Genomic DNA, 20,659 nt, shown 5'->3' on the forward strand with positions numbered 1-20,659 from the left:
CTTGTTTGTAGACACCATGTCGCTATGATGTCGACATGGTGTCGCCAAGCAGGGAGTGGTCGAGATGTACCTCGCGCTGAGGGAGCTGCGGGTCGCCCGCGGCCGGTTCGTCCTGGTCGGGGCGGTGATAGCGCTCGTGGCGATGCTGACCACGATGCTGTCGGGTCTGGCCAACGGGCTGGTCGACGACGGCATCTCCGGACTGCGCCGACTCCCGCTCACCCACCTCGCGTTCCAGCAGGGCGCCGACGAGACCTTCAGCCGGTCCACGCTCAACGCCGCGGACCTGGAGCGCTGGAGCGGTGTCGACGGCGTCGAGGCGTCGCCCCTGGGCGTGTCCTTCGTCAACGCCCGGACCGCCTCCGGGACGACCGTCGACATCGCCCTGTTCGGCGTACCCGCCCGCTCCTTCCTCGCCCCGCGCCACGACGCCGAGCAGGCGCTCGCCGGTCCGCCCGGCCTGGTGCTCAGCCACGAGTTCGAGGAGCAGGGGATCCGGGTCGGCGACGAGCTCACCATCGTCGGCGTCGACGAGCAGGTGCCGGTCCTCGGGTTCACCTACGCCGGCTCGTACGGTCACGTCGACATCGCGTTCACCAGCCTCGAGACCTGGCAGTCGCTCCTGTACGGCGACAACGCCCGCGGCCGCTTCTCCGCGATCGCCCTCGCCGGCGACCCCGACGCCATCGCCGCCGCGGCCGAGGAGACGGACGGCCTCGCGGTCGTCACCAAGGAGCAGGCCTACGCCGGCTCGCCCGGCTACGCCGGCGAGACCCAGACCATGGCGATGATCCGCTGGTTCCTGCTCGTCATCTCCGCGCTCATCGTCGGCGCCTTCTTCGTGGTGTGGACCATGCAGCGGGCGCGCCAGATCGCGCTGCTCAAGGCGCTCGGCGCCTCTCGCGGGTATGTCGGCCGGGACGCGGTCGGACAGCTGCTCGTCGTGCTCCTGGTCGCCACCGCGCTCGGCGGCCTGGTCGCCTTCGGGGTCGGCGGACTCGTCGAGCGCAGCGCCGTGCCCTTCCGGCTGGCCGCCGCCCCCGCGCTGTCGGCACTCGGCCTGCTCGTCGGCGCCGGCCTGCTCGGCTGCCTCGCCGGCATCCGCCGGGTCGTCTCGGTCGATCCCGCCCTGGCGCTGCGCAGCTCGGACTGACCTCGCCCGACCCGAAGGAGAACCCCATGTCCCTCCGCCTGGAGAACATCACCGTCGCCGTCCCGGACGGTCCGGCACGTCGCGTCCTCCTCGACCGGCTCGACCTCGAGGTGCACCCCCGCGAGACGGTCGCGGTGACCGGCGCGTCGGGCTCGGGCAAGTCGACCCTGGTCGCCGTGGCCGGCCTGCTCCGCGCCCCCGACGAGGGCCGGGTGCTCATCGGCGGCACCGACGCCACGGCGCTCGGCGACCGGGGCCGGGTCCGGCTCCGGCGCGACCGGATCGGCATCGTGTTCCAGTCGCCCAACCTGCTGCCGGCCCTCACCGCGCGCGAGCAGGTCGAGGTGGTCGCCCACATCGCCGGCGCCCTCGACTCCGCCGCACGCACCCGCGCGGTCGACCTGCTCACCCGGGTCGGCCTGGCCGACCGCCTGGACGCCCGGCCCGCCGAGCTCTCGGGCGGCGAGCGGCAGCGGGTCGGCATCGCCCGCGCGCTGATGAACGAGCCGAGCGTCGTACTGGCCGACGAGCCCACGGCGTCCCTCGACCCGGAGCGGGGTCAGGCGGTGCTCGGCCTGCTCCTCGACGAGGCGCGCCGCGTCGGCGCCGCTACGGTGGTGGTCACCCACGACCCGGACCAGGCCGCCCGGGCGGACCGTCACCTGCACCTGAGCGCGGGCGGCGTCCAGGTGGGCAGCACCACCTGACCGGCCTCGGGCAGCCGCTCGGGGCGACACCCGCCGACGTCAGCGCCGGCCACGCCGACCCACGGGAGGAGCCCATGCCGCGGATCACCGGCGCCAGCATCGCCGAGCACGTCGCCGCCCAGGAGGCCGCGGTGGTCGCCGCCGCGCAGCGGCTGTTCGCGGAGCGCGGCGTCGCCGCGGTCACCCTCGGCGACATCGCCGCCGAGGTCGGCCTCGGCCGGACCTCGCTGTACCGCTACTTCCCGACGAAGGGACACATCCTCCAGGTCTGGTTCGACCGGGAGATGGACCCGCTGCTCGCCCGCGCCGAGGCGGTCGTCGCCGAGCACGGCGCCACGGTCGAGGCGCTGCACGCCTGGCTCGACGTCCAGCTCGACTTCGTCACCGACGAGGCGCACGGCGCCCTGGTCGAGGCGAGCGGGGCCGCGGCCGAGCTGTCCCCGGAGATCGTCGCGCACTTCGGGCAGCGGCACCGCGAGCTCTATGCGACGCTCGGCGGCATCCTCGAGGCCGGTGGCGCACGCACCCCGGAGCAGGGGCGGGTCCGCGCGCTCCTGGTGGCCGGGCTGGTGCGGTCGTCGGCGGAGCTCGTGGCCAGCGGCGTGCCGGCGGCCGTCGTACGCGCGGAGCTGCACCGGGCCGCGTCGGCGGTGGCGGGGCTCGGCTGACCCCGAGGGACGGGCTCGGCTGATCCCGGCGGCCGGCCGGATCGGTCGCTCTTGGGTCGCTCTGGAGTTGTCAGGACTCCATCGGCACCGCCTCCTCCACCTTCAGCCCGAGCGCGCGGGCCAGCACCACGGCCTGGTCGAGGTCGATCACGGCCTTGCCGAGCGCGGCGGCGGCCGGGTCGAGCGAGGACAGGTCGGAACCGCGCAGGTCGGCTCCGGACAGGTCGGTCTGGTGGAGCCAGGCGCCACCGAGGTCGACGTGATGGACCGTGGCTCCCGACAGGCGCGCTCCGCTGAGGTCGGCCTCGCGGAAGGTGGCGCGGCGGATCGTCGCCTGGCGCAGGTCGGCTCCGCCCAGTCCGACGAACTGCCAGTTGCCGCCCACGATCTCGACCGGCCCGAACCGGCACCGCTCGAACCGCGACCCGACCAGCTTGCAGCCCTCGAACCTCGCGCCGAAGAAGGTCGACTTGGTGAAGGTGCAGTTGAGGAACCCGGTGTCGGTGAACTTCCCGCCGTTGAGCTCGCAGTCGCGGAAGCTGCACTCCTCGAAGGTGGCGCCGCGTGCGACGACATCGGTCAGGTCGACGTCGACGAAGGCGATCCGCTGGAAGCTGCGACCGGACAGGTCCTCGCCGTCCCAGCGCGCGGCGACCACCTCCGAGTCGGTCGGCGGGGTGGGCGGCGGGGTGGGTGCGGCGGGTCGTCGGTCGGTCATGGGAGGAGTGTGCGCGCAGGGTCCGACAGTTGACAGACCGCCGTCCTCGTTTCTAAATAGAAACTGTGACGATTTTAGAGGAGAAGTGGCGCCCTCGCATCGTGCCGGACGGACCGTCCGTCGACCACGCCGGCGCCCACCGCGCAGCGGTGGACCTGCTCACGGCGGCGCTGTTCGGACAGCTGCGCGACGACGCCCGCAGCCGGGCGGAGTTCCTCGACCTGACCAGGGGGCGGCGATGAACGTCGTGGTGGTGGGCGGCGGCCTGGCCGCCGCCAGTGCGGCCGCCGAGCTGCGGGAGCAGGGCCACACCGGTGACATCGTCGTCGTGAGCGGCGAGCCGCACCCGCCGTACGAGCGTCCGCCGCTGTCCAAGGGCCTGCTGCTCGGCACGGCGGAGCCGGAGTCGGCGCTGGTCCACCCGCGTGAGTGGTACGACGAGCACCAGGTCGACCTCCGCACCGGCACCCTCGCGACCGGCATCGACCTCGACCGCAGGCGGGTGCACCTCGAATCCGGCGAGCTGCCGTACGACCGCCTGCTCCTGGCCACCGGCGCCACCCCGCGGCGGCTGCCGATGGCCGACGGGTCGGGCGCCCCGGTGGCGTACCTGCGCACGCTCGACGACGCGCTGGCGCTGCGCGACCGGCTCACCGAGGGCGCGCGGATCGCGATCATCGGCGCGGGCTGGATCGGCCTCGAGGTCGCCTCGGCCGCCCGGCAGCGCGGCGCGTCGGTGACGGTCCTGGAGTCCGCGCCGCTGCCGCTGCAGCGGGTGCTCGGCGACGAGGTGGCCACCGTCTTCGCCGACCTGCACCGCGCCCACGGCGTCGACCTGCGGCTGGGCGTCCGGGTGGCCGGGATCGAGCCGGACGGCGCCGGCGTACGCATCCACGTCGAGGGCGGCGACCCGGTCGCCGCCGACCTGCTCCTCGTCGCCGTGGGCGTCGTACCCACCGACGGCATCGCGACCAGCGCCGGCCTGGCCGTGGACGACGGCATCCAGGTCGACGCCCGGCTGCGCACCTCCGACCCGCACGTCTTCGCCGCCGGCGACGTCGCCGACCACGACCACCCCGTCCTCGGCACCCGGATCCGCGTCGAGCACTGGGACACCGCGATCCAGCACGGGCGGCAGGCCGCGCGGGTGATGCTGGGCGCGGACGAGGCGTACACGCGGCTGCCGTACTTCTTCACCGACCAGTACGACCTCGGGATGGAGTACGTCGGGCACGGCGCGGGCTACGACGGCCTGGTGGTGCGCGGGGATCTCGGTGCCCGGCAGGGGAGCGTGCTGTGGCTGCGCGGGGATCGGGTGGTGGCCGGGATGCACCTCAACGACTGGGATGCGATCGAGCCGCTGCGCGGGGTGGTCGGTGGGGTCGCTACGGACGCCGTCCGGGACCCGTCGGTGCCGCTCGGCGAGCTTGTGTAGAACTGGTCTGACCGCGTCCGGTTTGGGCACAGACCGCACGATTTCGGCCGATTTTTCACGGTTTGGTCCCAAACCGCAGCAGCCCTGCACCCCCGCCCCTGTGGACGACCCCGCCGACCGGGTCAGCCGGCGTGATGCCGGACATGCAGGTCCCGGACCCGCTCGGCGAGCTCCTCGACCGGCCCGTCGACGGGTACGCCGGGCGCCACCTCGGTGATCCGCAGCGGGGTGACGGGGGAGGCGGGGAGGCCGAGGTCGGCGTACCACTCCACGAGCTGCGGGGTCGAGGTGGCGAACACGATCCGGCCGAGGCCGGCCCAGGCGTGGGCGGCCGAGCACATGGCGCAGTGCTCGCCGGAGGTGTAGACGGTCAGCGCGGCGCGCTCGGGGGCGGGCACGTGGGCGGCGGCCCACAGCGCGCTCGCCAGCTCGGGGTGGCGGGTGCCGTCGCCGCCGCTGACCCGGTTGTGGTCCTCGAACAGGACGGTGCCATCGGCGGCGACCAGGACCGAGCCGAAGGGCTCGTCGCCGATGGCGACGGCGGCCTCGGCCAGCTCGATGCAGCGTTCCAGGTGGCGCAGGTCCTCGGCGGAGACGGACATGACGGGGGGGGGGGCCTCCTCAGGCTCGGATGATCCGCCGCTCGATGGCGGCGGCGACGGCGCCGGCGCGGGTGTCGACGCCGAGCTTGGTGTAGATGTGGGACAGGTGGGACTTGACGGTCGCCTCGGACACGAACAGCTCGCGGGCCAGCTCCTTGTTGCCGAGCCCGCGGGAGAGCAGCTCGAGCACCTCGACCTCGCGCTCGGTGATGGTCACCGCGCCGGGGGTGGTCCGCCGGACGAGTGTGGCCGCGACCGACGGCGCGAGCACGGTCTCGCCGCGGGCGGTGGCGCGGATGCCGGCGAACAGCTCCTCGGGTGGGGCGTCCTTGAGCAGGTAGCCGCGGGCGCCGGCCTCGAGGGCGCGCAGGATGTCGGACTCGGTGTCGTACGTCGTCAGCACCAGCACCTCCGGCGGCGCCGGCAGTCCTCGCAGTGCCGCGGTCACCTCGGCGCCGCCGGCCTGGCCGGCGCCGAGGCTGAGGTCCATCAGCACGACGTCAGGCTGGTCGAGGGTGACCACCGCGACGGCCTGGTCGAGGCCGGAGGCCTCCCCGACGACGGTCAGGTCGTCCTGGCCCTCGACCAGGGCGCGCAGCCCGGCGCGGACGACGGGGTGGTCGTCGACCAGCACGATCCGGATCATCGGCTCTCCTCCTCGGCTCGCACGGGGAACCGGACGGACACGGTGGTGCCTTCGCCGGGCGCGCTCTCGATGTCGGCGTGGCCGCCGAGCGCCACGGCGCGGTCGCGGACGCCGGCCAGGCCGCGGCCGCGGGTGCCGGAGGCGCGGACGGCCGCCGGGTCGAAGCCGCGCCCGTCGTCGCGGACGTCGAGCACCACCTCGTCGGGGTGGTAGGTCACGGTGAGCGCGACCCGGGTGGCGCCGGCGTGCTCGCGGACGTTGGCGAGCGCGCCCCGCGCGGTGCGGACCAGGGCGGCCGCGACGGCGGCGGGGACGACGACCGGGGTGCCGTCGACGCGCACCTCCACCTGCATCCCGCCCGGCGCCGCCTGCGCCGCCGCGGCCCGCAGCGCGTCCGGCAGGGCGGTCGCGGAGGAGGTGAGGTCGACCGGCGCGAGGTCGCGGACGACGCGGCGGACCTCGTCGAGGCCCTCGCGCGCGGTCGCCGCGGCGGTCCGGACGTGCTCGCGCGCCGTCGCCGGCTGGGCGTCCCAGGACTGCTCGGCCGCCTGGAGGAGCAGGTTGATGCTCGACAGGCCCTGGCCGACCGAGTCGTGGATCTCCCGCGACAGCCGGGTCCGCTCGGCCAGCGCGCCGACCTCGGCCTGGGCGTGCTGGCGGGCCAGCGACTCCCGGTCCAGGGCGCGGTAGGCGAGCACGGTGACCAGCGCGACCCCGATCGGTCCGGCGACCTGGACCGGGTCGAAGCCGTCGGTGATCCGCTGCCAGGCGGCGGTGAGCAGCACGGTCATGGTGACGACGGTCCCGACGGCCCAGCCGAACGGCAGCACCTGCAGCACCGCGAACGCCACCGGCACCGCGCACCACGCGAACGACGGCGCCACCGCGGTGAGCGCACCCCAGAGCAGCACCATGCCGCTCACCCACGCCGTCGGCCACCAGCTGCGGTCCGCCAGCAGCCCGCGGGTGGCGTAGGCGAGGCCGAGCACCAGCGCACCGGCCAGGACGGCGGCGCCCGTCGCGTCGAAGGCGTGCCGGTCGACGTACCTCACCGCGCAGGTCGCCAGCAGCACGACCAGCACGGCCAGCAGCCACCGGTCGAGCCGACCAGCCGGGGCGAGGATGCCGTGCTCGCCGGGGCGGCGGGCGGGAGGGAGGACGGACATGGCCCGACCAGCGTAGGGAGCGCGGGCGAGGACGGCATCAACCGATTGGCTATCGAGCGGTAGCCGGCCGCCCGACGTCCGGACCCCGCGGACCGACGCACAGTGGTGGACATGAAGCGCACCCACCTGATCACCAGCTCCCTGCTCCTCGCGACGACCGCCACCGCGGGCCTGACCGGGCTCACCGGCGCCACCGGTACGCCGGCCTCCGCCGCGGACGCCGACCACGGCCGCGCCGCGAGCTACCTGCTCACCGGCGACCCGGTCGACGCGACCAACCCGGCCGGCTCGAAGTTCGAGGGCATCGGCGCCGACGAGAGGCGCGGCCGCTTCTACGTCAGCGAGGTCACCGGCGGCGAGATCCACCGCGGCAAGGTCGGCACCGCCCGGACCCGCGAGTGGCTCCCCGGCAACGGCACCGACGGCCGCTACACCGCCCGCGGCATCACGGTCGACGCCCAGGGCCGGGTCTACGTCGCCGGCGGCCCGAACGGCATCGGTGCCGACGCCAGCGACAACGGACGGCCCGAGCTGTGGGTCTACTCCAAGACCGGCAAGCTCCTCGCGGCGCTGCAGACCCCGGGCACTGACGTGTTCCTCAACGACGTCGCGATCGGTCCCGACGGCGCGGCGTACTTCACCAACTCCAACGACGCGCAGATCTTCCGGGTCGCCAAGGGCAAGCACGGCTGGGGCGTGAGGCTCTGGGCCGACGCCGGCGCCACGATCGCGCGCCAGACCGGGTTCAACCTCGGCGGCATCGTCGTCACGGCCGACCAGAAGGCGCTCGTCGTCGCCCAGGGCAACACCGGGAGGCTGTGGCGCTTCTCGCTGAGGAGCGGCAAGGTCAGCCAGGTGCGGACCGGAGGTGCCGACCTGACCGACGCCGACGGCCTGGTGCTGCGGGGCAGCCGGCTCACCGTCGTGCGCAACTTCAAGAGGCAGATCGCGACCTTCCGCCTGTCCGCCGACGGCCGCAGGGCGAAGCTGATCCGCCAGCAGGCGTCCTCGCCGGACCGGGTGCTGACCACCGCCAAGGAGCTGCGCGGCCAGATCCTGTACGTCGACAGCAAGTTCGACGAGGCGGTCGCCTCGGGTCCCTACGAGGTCATCGCGGACCCGACCCGATGAATCCGAGGCTCGTCGTCGCCGCCCTCTCGCTCGCGCTCGTCCTGGGCGGGTGCGGGGGCGGCGACCCCGCCGTACCGGCGGAGCGGCCGGCCGCCGGGGAGGCGACGACGAGCTCCACGATCGCACCCCCGCCCGCAGCGCCCGTGCCCCAGGCCCGGCTCGACCGGCGGCTGCGGGACGCCGCCTGGGCGAATGACGTACGCCGAGCCCGCCGGCTGATCCGGCAGGGCGCCGACGTGAACGCCGAGGACGACACCGAGCAGTCGGCGTACCTGATCGCCACCAGCGAGGGCCACCTCGACCTGCTCCGGCTCACCCTGCGTCACGGCGCCGACATCGACGCCAAGGACAGCTGGAACGGGACCGGCCTGATCCGCGCCGCCGAGCGCGGCCACGCCCTGGTCGTGGGCGAGCTGCTGCGGGCCGGGATCGACCGCGACCACGTGAACCGGATCGGCTACCAGGCGATCCACGAGGCGGTCTGGCTCGGCGCGGACACCTCGGCGTACGCCACCACCGTGCGGGTGCTCGCCGCCGGCGGCGTCCAACTCGACAAGGTCTCGCCGTCGGCGGGACTGACCCCGTTGCAGATGGCCCGCGAGCGCGGATACGCCGGTCTGGAGAGGATCCTGAGGACGATGACGAACGCAGCCGAGCAGCCCCCCGACGCGAACGCCGCGCTGCTGCGTGCCGCCCGCGCCGGGGACGCCGACGCGGTCGCCCTCGCCCTGCGCGCGGGTGCCGACCTCGAGGCCCGCGACGAACACGACCGCACGGCGCTGCTGCTCGCCTCGACGTACGACCACGTCGCGGTCGCCGAGGTGCTCGTCGCGATGGGCGCCGACCCCGATGCCCTCGACGACCGTCACGACACCCCGTGGCTGGTCACCGGCGTGACCGGCAGCGTCGCGATGCTCGAGGCGTTGCTCCCGGCGAATCCCGACCTCACCGTCGTCAACAGATACGGCGGCCTTTCGCCGATCCCCGCCGGCGAGCGCGGTCACGTCGACTACATCCGCCGGGTCGTGCGGACCGACGTCGACCTCGACCACGTCAACGACCTCGGCTGGACCTCGATGTTGGAGGCGATCATCCTCGGCAACGGCAGCGAGCCGTACCAGGAGATCGTGCGCATCCTGCTCGCCGCCGGCGCGGACCCGACCATCGCCGACCGCGACGGGGTCACGCCGCTGGAGCACGCCGAGCGGCGGGGGTACGAGGAGATCGCGGCGCTGCTGCGCTGAGTCGAGGGCTCGCCGTGACAGGCCGGCGACAGGACGGGTGTCGAGGCTCGGAGGCGACTCCGACCCAGAAAGGCACCATCGTGACCTCGCACCGTTCCCTGACCCGGCCGACCCGGCCGACCCGGCCGACCCGGCTGGCCCTCGTGGCCGCCGCGACGGCACTCACCCTCACCGCCTGCGGCGGTCCGGACGGTGCGGACGCGCCGAAGGACGCGTCGGTGGACGACTTCTGCAACTCGATCGGGGACTGGGACGGGTCCGACCCCGGCGGCCTCGTCGACGACATGGTCGAGATCGGCACGCCGGCGGACATCCCCGAGCAGGCCCGGGCCGGCTTCGAGACGATGATCGAGAACGCGACCGCCGACGACGTCAGCGCGGCCGACCAGGAGAAGGTCAACGCCTTCATCACCTATCTCACCGACACCTGCGTCGGCATCGCGGCGGAGTAGTCGGATGCGGATCCGTCTCGGCGCCACCGTGCTGGCGCTCGTCGTCTCCCTCACCGGGCTCGCCACGGGTGGCGACCCGGCGCACGCGCGGCAGCCGTCGCCGACGTACTCGACCGCCGATCCGGGCGTCCCGATCGTGCCGCTGGCCGACGCCGACAGCGTCAGCTTCGACGTGAGCCCGATGAGCGCACGGGTCGGGGGCCGGCTGGTCTTCGCCGGGTACACGGACGCCACCGGGAACGAGCCCTGGGTCAGCGACGGGACGCCGGCCGGCACCCGGATGCTGCGCGACATCGTCCCGGGCGGCGACGGCTCCTCGCTGACCGGCTTCATCACCTTCCGCGGAGCGGTGTACTTCGGGGCCCGCACGCCGGGGCTCGGGATCGAGCTGTGGGTCACCGACGGCACCGAGGCCGGGACCCGTCCGCTGGCCGACCTGAACCCCGGAGAGCCCGACTCCCGGCCGAGCGGCTTCACCATCGCCGGCGATCGCCTCTACTTCGCGGCCGCGCAGGCCGGCCGCGGCGTCGAGCTGTGGAGCACCAACGGCACCGACGGGCTCAACCTGACCGACATCGTGCCCGGCCCGGTCGGCTCCGCGCCGTACGGCCTGATGGCCCACGGCGACAAGGTGGTCTTCGGGGGCACCCTGGACGCCGACAAGGCGATCCGGAAGCCCTTCGTCTCCGACGGGACCGTTGCCGGGACATTCCGTCTGGACCAGATGGACGCTCGGGTCGATCTCAAGGTCGGCAGCTTCGCCCCGCTCGCCGACGGTGGGGTGGTGTTCGCGGCCGGGGACGCGCGCAGCGGCCAGGAGCTGTGGCGCACCGACGCCGCGCTGACCCGGGCCGACGGGCTGATCGACATCCGGCTGGGCGCGGACGGCAGCGGCCCGCGACGGCTGACCGCGTGGAACGGGCGGGTCTGGTTCTCGGCCCGGACCGACGACGCGGGCGTGGAGCTGTGGTCGACCGACGGGACCGAGGCGGGCACTCGGCTGTTCCGTGACTTCCATCCGGGCACGGCCAGCGGCTATCCCGGCGGCTTCGTCCCCGCCGGCGACCGGATGTTCTTCTCCGTCGCCGACCCTGCGGCCGGCGAGGAACTGTGGGTGCTGTCCGGGGGTACGGCGCGCCTGGTGCACGACGTGCGGCCCGGTCCGGATCCGTCGTACGCCTATCCGGTCGCCCTGGTCGGGGAACGGCTCCTGTTCAACGCCGAGGACGCCGCGGGCAACGGCGAGCCGTGGCTGACCAACGGCACCACCACCCTCAAGGTCGCCGACCTGCGCGCCGACGGCGGGTCCGGGCCGTTCGGCGTCGGGGTGCTGGGCACGACCGTGATCGCCTCCACCGCGGTGGACCGGCTCACCGCACGCCTCGTGGCCTTCGAGCTCGACCGGGCCCAGCTCCAGGTCACCGCGAAGCGGAGGTACCCGCACAAGGCGGCCGCCAAGCGCCGGATCCGACTGTCCGTGCAGGTCGGCGCCCCGGCGCTGGTCCCGACCGGCGACGTCGTGGTCACCCGTGGCAGCAAGGTGGTCGGCCGGGCGACGCTGGTGAACGGCACCGCCCGGGTGCGGCTCACGAAGCGGCTCAAGCCGGGCAGGCACCGGTTGACGGTGCGCTTCCTGGGTGGCTCGGGACTCCGGCCGAGCGAGCCGGTGACGCTCACGATCAAGGTACGCAAGGCGCGTCGGCGCTGAAGGTCGGGCGCTGAGGATCGGGTGCTGACAGGTCGATGACAGGCCCGACCCGCACGGTGAGGCCATGACACGACTTCCTCGCCTTCTCGGGTCCACCCTGACCGCCGCCGCGGTCGTCTCCGCACTCGCCGCACCCACATCGGCGACACCGGGGGCGGCCGCGGCGGCCGAGCCGTTCGGCCCGGGACCGGTGCCGCTGACGGCGGCGACGTACGACGACGGCAACGGGTCGAGCAACGCCGGCGCCGTGCTCGGGGACGGCTACGTGTTCCGTGCCGGCACCGCCGCGACCGGCCAGGAGCTGTGGGTCACCGACGGCACGCCCGCCGGCACCCGGCTCCTGGCCGACATCTGGCCGGGTGCCTCGTCGGGCTTCCCGGACCGGTTCGCGTCCTTCCAGGGGCGGGTGTTCTTCGCCGCGACCGACGGGACCCACGGCTACGAGCTGTGGGTGACCGACGGGACCGCGGCGGGCACCCGGATGGTCAAGGACATCAATCTCGGTGCGGAGGTCAGCAGCCCGGACGACCTGGTCGTCTCCGGTGGTCGGCTGTTCTTCGCCGCGGCCGACCGCGAGAACGGCAAGGAGCTGTGGGTCAGCGACGGGACTGCCGCCGGCACGGTCCTCGCCGTCGACGTCAACGGCGGACGCAACAGCTCCGGCCCTCGGCGGATCACTCCGTTCCGCAACGGCGTGGTGTTCGCGGCGAGCCCCGACACCCTCGGCCGGTACAAGCCGTTCTTCAGCGACGGGACCCAGGGCGGCACCGTCCGGCTCGACCCGCTGCCGCTCGACCAGAGCGTGAACCCCCTCGAGTTCGTCGAGCTCGGCGGCCGGCTGCTGCTGACCGTCTACACCGAGCAGAGCGGGGTCGACCTGTGGACCTCGAACGGCGCCGCGGGCGACGGCGTCCTGGTCAAGGACATCAACCCCGGCGGAGACGACGGTGTCGCCCAGCTGACCCGGCTCGGCAACCGGCTGGTACTCACCGCCAAGACCGCCGCCGCCGGCTACGAGCTGTGGACCACCGACGGCACCGCCGGCGGCACCCAGCTGCTGCGCGACATCAAGGAGGGACCGCAGTCCGCGACACCGTCGGGCTACCAGGTCGTCGGCGGCCGGGCCTGGTTCGTCGCCGACGACGGCGTGCACGGCGCCGAGCTGTGGTCGACCGACGGTACGCCGGGCGGCACCGTCCTGGCCCGCGACGCGACGCCCGGTGCGGCCGGCTCGGAGCCCGACACTCTCGGCTTGGTCGGGGCCCGGGCGCTGTTCTCCTTGAACACCCCCGGCGCGGGCGACGAGCCCTGGGTGGTCGAGCCGGACGGCACGCTGCGTCCCCTCGGCGACCTCGACCCCGGCGCCACCGGCTCGAACGCGGTGCCGATGGGCTCGCTCGGCAACACCTGGCTCTTCGCCGCGAGCGGCGTCCCCGGTGGCCAGGTGTTCGCCGCCACCCTGCAGCCGTCGTCGGTGCAGGCGAGCGCGAAGCGCCGGTACGCCGCCGTCAAGGCCCGCAAGAAGAGGATCCGGGTCAAGGTGGCGGTGAGCCCGGGCGTCACCGGCGGCTTCGTCGAGGTCGTCCGGAAGGGTCGGGTCGTGGGCCGGGCCGTGGTCGTGAACGGCACCGCCACGGTGCGGATCACCAAGCGGCTGCGCGTCGGCAGGCATCGACTCCGGGCCGTCTACCGCGGATCGGTCTGGGCCCAGTCGTCGCCCGTCGACCGCCTCACGATCCGGGTGCGGCGATGACGCCGCGCGCGGTGGTGGCCGCGCTGCTCACGGTCACGATCCTCGGTGTCGTACCGCCGACGTCGGCCGAGCCGGGCACTCCGGCGCTCTTCGGGCCGTCTCCTGAGGAGCTTCGCGTCTTCGACAGCATCGACTCCGGTGGGCGATACGAGCCCGGCAGCGCCGTGGTCGGCGGCCGGATGGTGTTCGCGGCCGACGGGGGTGCCGAGGGCACCGAGGTGTGGGCGACGGACGGTACGCCGGGCGGCACCCGGCTGCTGCGCGACATCCACCCCGGGCCGATGGACTCCGATCCCATCGACTTCGTCGCCTTCGCGGGACTGGTGTGGTTCAGCGCCTACACGCCCGACACGGGGGAGGAGTGGTGGGTCACCGACGGCACGCCCGAAGGCACCCGGCTGTTCGCCGACCTGGTGCCGGGCAGCTCCGGCACCGCGCCGGAGAACCCGGTGGTGCTGGGCGGGCGGATGTACTTCAAGGGTCAGGCCGTCGGTGCCGGCTTCGAGCTGCTGGTCACCGACGGCACGGTCGCCGGCACCCGGCTCGCGCTCGACATCTTCGCCGGACCGGAGTCGGGCTTCCCCAACCTGATCACGCGGGTCGGCGACCGCCTGGCCTTCTCGGGGCGGGTGGCCGACGGGGTGCTGAAGCCCTATGTCACCGACGGTACGCCGGCCGGCACCAGTCGCCTGGACCAGCTGCCACTCACGGTCGACCTGCGCCCCGCGGAGTTCACCGCGGTCGGGGATCGCGTCTACTTCACCGCGCTCGACCCGGACGCCGGCCGCGAGCTGTGGTCGAGCCGGGGCCTGCCCGGCGACGCGACGATCGTCAGGGACATCGCCCCGGGCACCGGGGGCAGCTACCCCACCAGCCTGACCGCCTTCCGGGACCGCCTCCTCTTCGCCGCCTACCAGCCGGGCACCGGCGCCGAGCTGTGGTCCTCGGACGGCACCGCCGGCGGCACCCAGCTGGTCCGCGACATCGAGCCGCCGGGCGGTGTGGGGGTCGCGGAGCTGACCGTCGCGGGCGACGAGCTGTACCTCGTCGCCGACGACGGGGTGCACGGGAGGGAGCCGTGGGTCAGCGACGGATCGGCCGCCGGGACCAGGCTGCTCGCCGACCTCGACCCCGGGGCGGCCTCCAGCGGCCCGCGTCCGATGGCCGCCGTCGACGGCCGGCTGCTCCTCAACGCCACCACCGCCGCGGGCGCCGAGCCCTGGATCTCCGACGGCACCGCCGCCGGCACCCGCCAGCTGGCCGACCTCGTTCCCGGCGCGGGCGGGTCCGACCCGTGGCGGATCGGCGTGCTCGGCAGGACCCTGGTCTTCGCCGGCCTCCTCGCGCCGGGAGACCGCCGCGAGGTGCTGCGCGCCGTCACCGTGCCCACCTCGACCACGACGGTGCAGGTGCGCAGGAAGTACCGCTGGAAGGCCGCCAGGAAGCGGCGGATCGTGCTGCCCGTGACCGTCTCGGCGACCGTTCCGCTCTCCGGCACGGTCACGCTGACCCGCAAGGGTGTGGTCGTCGGCGCCGGCGTCGTGGTGAACGGGCAGGCGCGGGTGCGGATCACCAAGCGGCTCAAGAAGGGCAGGCATCGGATCCTGGTGAGCTACGGCGGCTCGATCGACGCGCAGCCGTCGAGCACCACGGTGGTCGTCAAGGTCCGCCGCCGCGGCAGGTGACAGGCCGATGACAGGCCGGCCGAGCAGCGTGCTGGCATGACAACCACCACCGGCGCGGTCGACGGCGACCGCACGCCCGGCGCCACGCCGGGCCTGAGCCGCTGGGCGGTGCCGCTGATCTGCGTCGCCCAGCTGATGGCCACCCTCGACGTCACGATCGTCAACCTGGCGCTTCCGGCGATCGACGGGGCGCTGGGCCTGACCGATGCCGGCCTGGCGTGGGTCATCGACGCGTACACCCTCGCCTACGCGGGCCTGCTGCTCGTCGGCGGCCGGCTCGGCGACCTGGTCGGGCGCCGTCGCACCCTGATGATCGGCATCGGCCTGTTCACCGGCGCCTCGTTGGTCGCGGGCCTGGCCCACGACCCCGCGGTGCTGCTGGCGGCCCGCGCCGGCCAGGGGGTCGGCGCCGCCTTCGCCACGCCCACGACGCTGGCGCTGATCACCGCGCTGGTCCCGGCGGGAGCGGCTCGCGCCCGCGCGATGGTGGCGTACGGCGCGATGGCCGGGCTCGGCATCACGCTGGGCCTGGTCCTCGGCGGCCTGCTGACCGAGTACGCGTCGTGGCGCTGGGTGTTCCTGGTCAACGTCCCGATCGGCCTCGGCCTGCTGGTCAGCGTGCGACGCGTGCTGCCGGAGTCCCGGGGCGTGCACCGCCGGGTCGACCTGCTCGGCGCCGGGCTCGGCACGGCCGGCCTGACCGCACTGGTCTACGGGGTGATCCGGGCCGGCAGCCACGACGGGGCCGACCACCGGTCGGTGGTGGCGCTCGCCGCCGCGACGACGCTGCTCGGGGCGTTCGTCGCGGTGGAGCTGCGCGTCCCCGAGCCCACGCTGCCGCTGCACCTGCTGCGTCACCGGACCCGGCTCGCGGCGTACCTGATCGCGGGGTTGCTGTTCGCCTGTCTCTACCCGAGCTTCCTGCTGCTCAGCCGGAGCCTGCAGGAGGTCCAGGGCCTCGGTCCGGTGACCGCGGGGCTGCGCTTCCTGCCCATCGGCGTCGGCGTGCTGGCGTTCGCGATTCTCGCCCGCCGGCTCCTCGCTCGCGTGGGCGCCCGCCCCCTCGTCCTCGTCGGTACGACAGCCGCCACCGTGGGTGCCGCCGGCCTGGTGGCGCTGGATCGGAACGGCAGCTATGCCCTGGTGCTGCTGCCCTGCCTGGTCGGCCTCGGCGCCGGTGTCGGCACGACCTTCGTCGCGAACGCGGCGCTGGCGATGACCGACGTGGCGGCCGACGACACGGGCATCGCCTCCGGGCTGCTCAGCACCTTCCAGGCGGTCGGAGGCACGGTCGGCGTCGCCGCACTGGCGTCGATCGCGTCCTCGAGCACCGCCGACCGGATCGCCGCGAGCGACGGGCCGCTGTCGGTCGAGGACGTGCGCGCCGCCCTCCTGGCCGGGTTCGGCGACGGCTTCACGCTCGCAGCCGCGCTGGCCGCTGTCGCGACGGCGGTGGCGGTCGTGCTGGTGCTCACCGGCGCGCGAGGAGGCCGGAGATGAGCGTGCAGCGCACCGGCGTGGGCCGCGGCACGGCCCTCGTCCCGCCGCCGAGCCTGGACCCGTTCTACGGCCCGGTCGCCACCGTCCCCGCTCCCGGGACCGTGATCCGCAGCCGGCGTGTGGTCGTGCTGCACGAGGCGGTGGCGGCCGGCTGGCAGCTCGTCTACGCGTCCACCGGGGCGCGGGGGCAGCGGATCGCGGTGTCCGGAACGGTGCTGTTGCCCTGCCGTAGCTGGCGTGGCCCCGGGGAGCGCCCGCTGCTCAGCTACGGCGTCGGGGTCCACGGCCTGGATCGGGACGCCGCACCCAGCCATCTGATCGCCCGGGGCGCGGAGCCGGAGCTCGACCTGGTCGCCGGCGCGCTGGACCGGGGCTGGGCGGTCGCGATCAGCGACGGCGACGGCCTGGGCATGCCCGGTCCGCACACCTACGGCGCCGGGGCGCCGGGCGGTCATGCGCTGCTCGACATCGTCCGCGCCGCACCCGTCGCGGTGCCCCGCTGGGCGAGCACCCCGCCGACGCTGCTCTGGGGCTACTCCGAGGGTGGTCGCTGCGCGGCCTGGGCGGCGGAGCTGCAGCCGTCGTACGCGCCCGACGTGGCGCTGGTGGCACTGGCGGCCGGCGGGGTGCCCGCCGACCTGCGGAAGGTCGTCGAGGCGATCGACGGCGGTCCGTTCTCGGGGCTGGGCCTCGCGGTCCTCGTCGGTCTGGCCCACGCGCACCAGGACCCGGCCCTGCTGCGGATCCTCAGCACCGACGGCCGGGCGGCGGCCGAGCGGGCGGCGCTGGCCGACGTCGTCGGGCTGGTCGTCGAGCACCCCCAGCCGATGCGCGAGCACACGGTGCGCGACGAACCCTGGGAGGAGCCGGTGTGGCGGGCGCTGCTGGACCGGGAGCGCAACGGCGGCCGCGCACCGGCGGTGCCGGCGTACCTGTACACGTGCGCGGCGACCTGCTCGTCCCCACCGAGGTGGGCCGCCGGCTCGCGCTCGACTACGAGCGGCTCGGCGCGGACGTCACCTGGCGCCCGGTCGAGGCGGCCGACCACCTCTCCGGAGCGACCGTCGGGAGCGGCCCGGCGCTCACCTGGCTGGCCTCCCGTCTGCCGAGAGCAGAGCGGTGAGCCGGAGCGGTACCGATGCACGGCGCGGAGGCGCTGGACCGTGGTTCGATGACGCGGTGGAGTACGGCGTTCTCGGCGAGCTGACCGCGGCGGCGGCCGGCGTGGACCACACCCCTCGGGGCCAGCGGTCGCGTGACCTGCTGGCGGTCCTGCTGCTCCGGCCGGGCCGCGCCGTGGGACCCGAGGTGCTGCTCGACCTGGTCTGGGGCGAGGAGGCGACCCGGCTCGACGTGTCGGTGGTGCACACCCAGGTGGCCCGGCTGCGTCGCGCGCTGGGGGCCGACCAGGTGGTCACCACGCCGACGGGCTACCGGCTCACCGGGTGCCGGACCGACGCGGACCGGTTCCTCGACCTCGTCGGCGAGGCCCGACGCGCCGACCGGCCCGCGCGCGCGGTCGACCTCCTCGACGCCGCGCGCCGGCTGTGGCGGGGACCGCGCCCGTTCGCCGATGTCGCCGACACCATCGCCGGGGCCGAGGTGGCGCGTCTGGTCGACGCCCGGCTCGCCGCGGACGAGCTCCTCGTCGAGCTGCTCCTGACCGCCTCCGAGCGGGACGCGGCGGTCCGAGCGCTCAGCGTCGCGCGCGAGCTGGTGGAGCGGGAGCCGCTGCGCGAGCGGTCCTCCGAGCTCGCGATGCTGGCCGCGGCCCGGCTCGACGAGCAGGCGGAGGCGATCGCGACCTACGAGCGAATGCGCCAGGTCCTGCGCGACGAGCTCGGCGTCGACCCGGGCCGCACCCTCCAGCAGCTCCATGCCCGCGTGCTCGACCAGGACGTCACGCTGCTGCTGCCCCGGCCGTCCGGCTCCGAGGCGCTGACCGAGCGTCGTGGCGGGGTGCGCGTGTCCGCGCCGCCGGTGCCGGTGAGCCGCCTGGTGGGTCGGTCCGCCGAGCTCGGCACCCTGCTGGACCTGGTGGCCCGGCGCCGGGTGGTCGCGGTGACGGGGCCCGCCGGCGTGGGCAAGACCCGGCTGGCGCTGGAGGTCGCCGACCAGCTCGCCGGTCAGCGGGAGATCTGCTTCGTCGACCTGGCCGCCGCGGAGCCCGACAGCCCGGCCGAGGTCACCGAGGCGGTGGCGGCGGCCCTGGGGCTCGCGGCGGAGGACGCCGAGCCGGACCGCGTCGCCGACGCGCTCGTCGACCGCTCGCTGCTCCTCGTCGTCGACGAGGCGGAGCGCCATCGCGCCGGGGTCGCCGAGCTCGCGGCCGCGGTCGCGCGGCGCTGCCCCCGGGTGACCGTGCTGGTGACCTCGCGCGCGGCGCTGGGCGTGATCGGCGAGGTGGACCTGCCGCTGGCGCCGCTCGAGGTGCCGGGACCGTCCGCGACCGGACCGGACCTCGCCGCCGTGCCCGCCGTCCAGCTCCTCCTCGAACGACTCCACGACCACAGCCCGACGATGGCGGTCGGGGAGGCGCAGCTGGCTCGGCTGGCGTCGTACGCGCGCCAGCTCGACGGCCTGCCGCTCGCCCTGGAGCTGGTCGCGGGCTACGCCGGCTCGCGCTCCCTGGCCGACCTCGGCGAGCTGCTGGAGGCCCCCCTCGACCTCGCCGCCGCCGACGTCGGTCGCTCCCTGCGGCATCGGTCCCTGCGTGACGCCGTGCGCTGGACGGTCGAGCGGCTGCGACCCGAGCAGCGGATCGTGCTGGGTCGCCTGGCGGTCTTCGTCGGCGGCTTCGACCAGGCCGCGGCCCGTCACGTCGTGGGCGACGACCTGGGCTCGACCACCACGGTCGACGGTCTGGTCCACGGCCTGGTGCGTGAGTCGCTGCTGCAGGTGGAGCGCACCGCTGGCGGACTGCGGCTGCGCCTGTTGCGCACCGTGCGCGACTGCGCGCTCGAGGACGTGGCCGGCGCCGGTGACCTGCGCGCCGCCCGGGCGCGGCACCGCGCCTGGTTCGCCGCGCCACGTGGCGGGTCCGAGGACGGCGTCATCGAGCACGTCCGGCTCCACTACGACGACCATCTGGCAGCGCTGCGCAGCGCCGTCGACGTCGGCGACGGGGCGGCGGCCGTCGCCCTGCTGCTGCGGCTCGGGCGCTGGTGGGAGGCCCGCGAGATGGCCGCCGCCGGCCGCCGGTGGACCGGCCGGCTGCTCACCGAGGTGTCCCTCGACCCGTACGACGTGGCCCGGGTCCGCGCGCTGCGCGGCAACCTGCTCGTCGATCACGACCCCGACGGCGCGCGCGCCGACTTCGCGGCGGCGATCCCGCTCCTGGAGGTCGACGAGGACGGCGAGAACCTCGTCCTCGCCCTCATCGGCTCCGCCATCGAGCGGTCCATGAGCGGAGCCACCGTCGAGGCGGTGGTGGACGCCGAGGCGGCGGTCTCGGCGGCTCGCCGGTTGCAGCCCTCCCGACTCCGGCTCGCCCTGAGCGTCCTCGCCGCCATCGCCGTCGAGCTCGATCCCGGTCGCGCCGAGGCGGTCGCCGCCGAGGCCCTCGAGCTGCTGCTCGCCGGTGAGGTCACCGACGACGTGCCCGGCGTGGCCGCCAACGTCGCCTGGACCCTGTTCTCCTTCGGCCGCGCCGGCGACGCCCTGGAGATCCTGCTGCGCGTCGCCGGCGAGCTCGACGCGAGTGCGGTGCCGTCGTACCTGCGCATCCACATCGGGTGGGCGCACCTGCTGCTCGGCCAGGGCACCGCGGCCCTGCACGCCTTCGGTGGCGCATTGGCCGGCGAGGGCCCCGACCTCGGTGCGCGCTGGCACGCCGACGCGCTGGTCGGCGCCGGCTGCGCTCTCGCCGAGCTGGCCGACCCCGCGGCCGAGGAGCTGCTCAGCGGAGCCGAGGAGCTCTCCGCCCGGACCGGCTACATGCTCTCGGGCTGGCAGAGCGAGGCGGTGGCTCGCGCCCGCACCTCCCTGGCCGGCCGCCCGGTGCCGTGGGCGGCGGGCCGAGCCGTCGCCGGCCGCCGGCTCTCCCAGCTCCTCGCGGACAGCCTGGTGCGGCACTGAGCGAGGAGGCATGG

At 74.9% G+C, this 20,659-nt stretch carries 18 protein-coding genes; 14 read left to right on the forward strand and 4 right to left on the reverse strand.

Annotated features, from left to right (window positions below; translation table 11 throughout):
• Positions 1-64: 64 nt before the first annotated feature.
• The 3 genes from JOD66_RS13580 (at position 65) to JOD66_RS13590 (ending at position 2,528) form a co-directional block, all read left to right on the forward strand.
• Complete coding sequence (locus JOD66_RS13580; protein WP_204837386.1) at positions 65-1,153, forward strand: ABC transporter permease; 1,089 nt, start codon at positions 65-67, stop codon at positions 1,151-1,153.
• Positions 1,154-1,179: 26 nt separating this feature from the next.
• Positions 1,180-1,860 carry an ABC transporter ATP-binding protein gene (locus JOD66_RS13585; RefSeq protein ID WP_204837387.1) on the forward strand — a complete coding sequence of 227 codons (681 nt, stop codon included), beginning with the start codon at positions 1,180-1,182 and terminating at the stop codon, positions 1,858-1,860.
• Between the two features lie 74 nt (positions 1,861-1,934).
• On the forward strand, positions 1,935-2,528 hold the full coding sequence (locus JOD66_RS13590) for a TetR/AcrR family transcriptional regulator (RefSeq protein WP_204837388.1): 594 nt from the start codon (positions 1,935-1,937) through the stop codon (positions 2,526-2,528).
• Between the two features lie 70 nt (positions 2,529-2,598).
• Here JOD66_RS13590 and JOD66_RS13595 read toward each other — a convergent pair whose 3' ends face one another.
• A complete protein-coding gene (locus JOD66_RS13595) occupies positions 2,599-3,246 on the reverse strand; it encodes a pentapeptide repeat-containing protein (RefSeq protein ID WP_204837389.1) in 648 nt (215 codons plus the stop codon).
• 101 nt (positions 3,247-3,347) lie between these two features.
• On the opposite strand from JOD66_RS13595, the gene JOD66_RS13600 reads away from it, so the two are divergent.
• A complete protein-coding gene (locus tag JOD66_RS13600; RefSeq protein ID WP_204837390.1) occupies positions 3,348-3,488 on the forward strand; it encodes a hypothetical protein in 141 nt (46 codons plus the stop codon).
• On the forward strand, positions 3,485-4,681 hold the full coding sequence (locus JOD66_RS13605; protein ID WP_204837391.1) for an NAD(P)/FAD-dependent oxidoreductase: 1,197 nt from the start codon (positions 3,485-3,487) through the stop codon (positions 4,679-4,681). Before JOD66_RS13600 ends, JOD66_RS13605 begins: the two co-directional genes overlap by 4 nt.
• Positions 4,682-4,803: 122 nt before the next feature.
• Here JOD66_RS13605 and JOD66_RS13610 read toward each other — a convergent pair whose 3' ends face one another.
• The 3 genes from JOD66_RS13610 to JOD66_RS13620 are packed head-to-tail and all read right to left on the reverse strand — an operon-like array spanning position 4,804 to position 7,095.
• Positions 4,804-5,283, reverse strand: a complete 480-nt coding sequence (locus tag JOD66_RS13610; protein ID WP_204837392.1) for a nucleoside deaminase — start codon at positions 5,281-5,283, stop codon at positions 4,804-4,806.
• A 19-nt stretch (positions 5,284-5,302) separates the two neighbouring features.
• Entirely contained in the window at positions 5,303-5,929 is a 627-nt protein-coding gene (locus JOD66_RS13615; protein ID WP_204837393.1) for a response regulator, read from the reverse strand.
• A complete protein-coding gene (locus JOD66_RS13620; protein WP_204837394.1) occupies positions 5,926-7,095 on the reverse strand; it encodes a sensor histidine kinase in 1,170 nt (389 codons plus the stop codon). Before JOD66_RS13620 ends, JOD66_RS13615 begins: the two co-directional genes overlap by 4 nt.
• A 111-nt stretch (positions 7,096-7,206) precedes the next feature.
• On the opposite strand from JOD66_RS13620, the gene JOD66_RS13625 reads away from it, so the two are divergent.
• From JOD66_RS13625 to JOD66_RS13665, 9 genes are all read left to right on the forward strand, one after another.
• Positions 7,207-8,226, forward strand: a complete 1,020-nt coding sequence (locus JOD66_RS13625) for an SMP-30/gluconolactonase/LRE family protein (protein WP_204837395.1) — start codon at positions 7,207-7,209, stop codon at positions 8,224-8,226.
• Entirely contained in the window at positions 8,223-9,470 is a 1,248-nt protein-coding gene (locus JOD66_RS13630; RefSeq protein WP_204837396.1) for an ankyrin repeat domain-containing protein, read from the forward strand. The genes JOD66_RS13625 and JOD66_RS13630 overlap by 4 nt, the downstream gene beginning before the upstream one ends.
• A gap of 80 nt (positions 9,471-9,550) precedes the next feature.
• Positions 9,551-9,922, forward strand: coding sequence for a hypothetical protein (locus JOD66_RS13635; protein WP_204837397.1), 372 nt, complete (start codon positions 9,551-9,553; stop codon positions 9,920-9,922).
• 4 nt (positions 9,923-9,926) lie between these two features.
• Positions 9,927-11,630, forward strand: coding sequence for an Ig-like domain repeat protein (locus JOD66_RS13640; protein ID WP_204837398.1), 1,704 nt, complete (start codon positions 9,927-9,929; stop codon positions 11,628-11,630).
• Positions 11,631-11,694: 64 nt separating this feature from the next.
• On the forward strand, positions 11,695-13,383 hold the full coding sequence (locus tag JOD66_RS13645; RefSeq protein ID WP_204837399.1) for an ELWxxDGT repeat protein: 1,689 nt from the start codon (positions 11,695-11,697) through the stop codon (positions 13,381-13,383).
• Positions 13,380-15,068: an ELWxxDGT repeat protein gene (locus JOD66_RS13650; protein ID WP_204837400.1), complete on the forward strand. Its 1,689-nt coding sequence runs from the start codon at positions 13,380-13,382 to the stop codon at positions 15,066-15,068. The genes JOD66_RS13645 and JOD66_RS13650 overlap by 4 nt, the downstream gene beginning before the upstream one ends.
• A 36-nt stretch (positions 15,069-15,104) precedes the next feature.
• Positions 15,105-16,568 (forward strand): MFS transporter, encoded by a 1,464-nt coding sequence (locus JOD66_RS13655; protein ID WP_204837401.1) that lies wholly within the window; start codon positions 15,105-15,107, stop codon positions 16,566-16,568.
• Entirely contained in the window at positions 16,565-17,743 is a 1,179-nt protein-coding gene (locus JOD66_RS13660; RefSeq protein WP_204837402.1) for a lipase family protein, read from the forward strand. The genes JOD66_RS13655 and JOD66_RS13660 overlap by 4 nt, the downstream gene beginning before the upstream one ends.
• A 4-nt stretch (positions 17,744-17,747) precedes the next feature.
• Positions 17,748-20,645: an AfsR/SARP family transcriptional regulator gene (locus JOD66_RS13665; protein WP_204837403.1), complete on the forward strand. Its 2,898-nt coding sequence runs from the start codon at positions 17,748-17,750 to the stop codon at positions 20,643-20,645.
• Positions 20,646-20,659 lie beyond the last annotated feature (14 nt).

Source organism: Nocardioides nitrophenolicus, from assembly GCF_016907515.1.
Classification (GTDB): Bacteria; Actinomycetota; Actinomycetes; order Propionibacteriales; family Nocardioidaceae; genus Nocardioides; species Nocardioides nitrophenolicus.

What these genes read in the sequence shown, in the direction of transcription:
- JOD66_RS13580 (WP_204837386.1), top strand. Translation starts at nt 65, where the DNA reads ATGTACCTCGCGCTGAGGGAGCTGCGGGTCGCCCGCGGCCGGTTCGTC.
- JOD66_RS13585 (WP_204837387.1), top strand. Translation starts at nt 1,180, where the DNA reads ATGTCCCTCCGCCTGGAGAACATCACCGTCGCCGTCCCGGACGGTCCG.
- JOD66_RS13590 (WP_204837388.1), top strand. Translation starts at nt 1,935, where the DNA reads ATGCCGCGGATCACCGGCGCCAGCATCGCCGAGCACGTCGCCGCCCAG.
- JOD66_RS13595 (WP_204837389.1), bottom strand. Translation starts at nt 3,246, where the DNA reads ATGACCGACCGACGACCCGCCGCACCCACCCCGCCGCCCACCCCGCCG.
- JOD66_RS13605 (WP_204837391.1), top strand. Translation starts at nt 3,485, where the DNA reads ATGAACGTCGTGGTGGTGGGCGGCGGCCTGGCCGCCGCCAGTGCGGCC.
- JOD66_RS13610 (WP_204837392.1), bottom strand. Translation starts at nt 5,283, where the DNA reads ATGTCCGTCTCCGCCGAGGACCTGCGCCACCTGGAACGCTGCATCGAG.
- JOD66_RS13615 (WP_204837393.1), bottom strand. Translation starts at nt 5,929, where the DNA reads ATGATCCGGATCGTGCTGGTCGACGACCACCCCGTCGTCCGCGCCGGG.
- JOD66_RS13620 (WP_204837394.1), bottom strand. Translation starts at nt 7,095, where the DNA reads ATGTCCGTCCTCCCTCCCGCCCGCCGCCCCGGCGAGCACGGCATCCTC.
- JOD66_RS13625 (WP_204837395.1), top strand. Translation starts at nt 7,207, where the DNA reads ATGAAGCGCACCCACCTGATCACCAGCTCCCTGCTCCTCGCGACGACC.
- JOD66_RS13630 (WP_204837396.1), top strand. Translation starts at nt 8,223, where the DNA reads ATGAATCCGAGGCTCGTCGTCGCCGCCCTCTCGCTCGCGCTCGTCCTG.
- JOD66_RS13640 (WP_204837398.1), top strand. Translation starts at nt 9,927, where the DNA reads ATGCGGATCCGTCTCGGCGCCACCGTGCTGGCGCTCGTCGTCTCCCTC.
- JOD66_RS13645 (WP_204837399.1), top strand. Translation starts at nt 11,695, where the DNA reads ATGACACGACTTCCTCGCCTTCTCGGGTCCACCCTGACCGCCGCCGCG.
- JOD66_RS13650 (WP_204837400.1), top strand. Translation starts at nt 13,380, where the DNA reads ATGACGCCGCGCGCGGTGGTGGCCGCGCTGCTCACGGTCACGATCCTC.
- JOD66_RS13655 (WP_204837401.1), top strand. Translation starts at nt 15,105, where the DNA reads ATGACAACCACCACCGGCGCGGTCGACGGCGACCGCACGCCCGGCGCC.
- JOD66_RS13660 (WP_204837402.1), top strand. Translation starts at nt 16,565, where the DNA reads ATGAGCGTGCAGCGCACCGGCGTGGGCCGCGGCACGGCCCTCGTCCCG.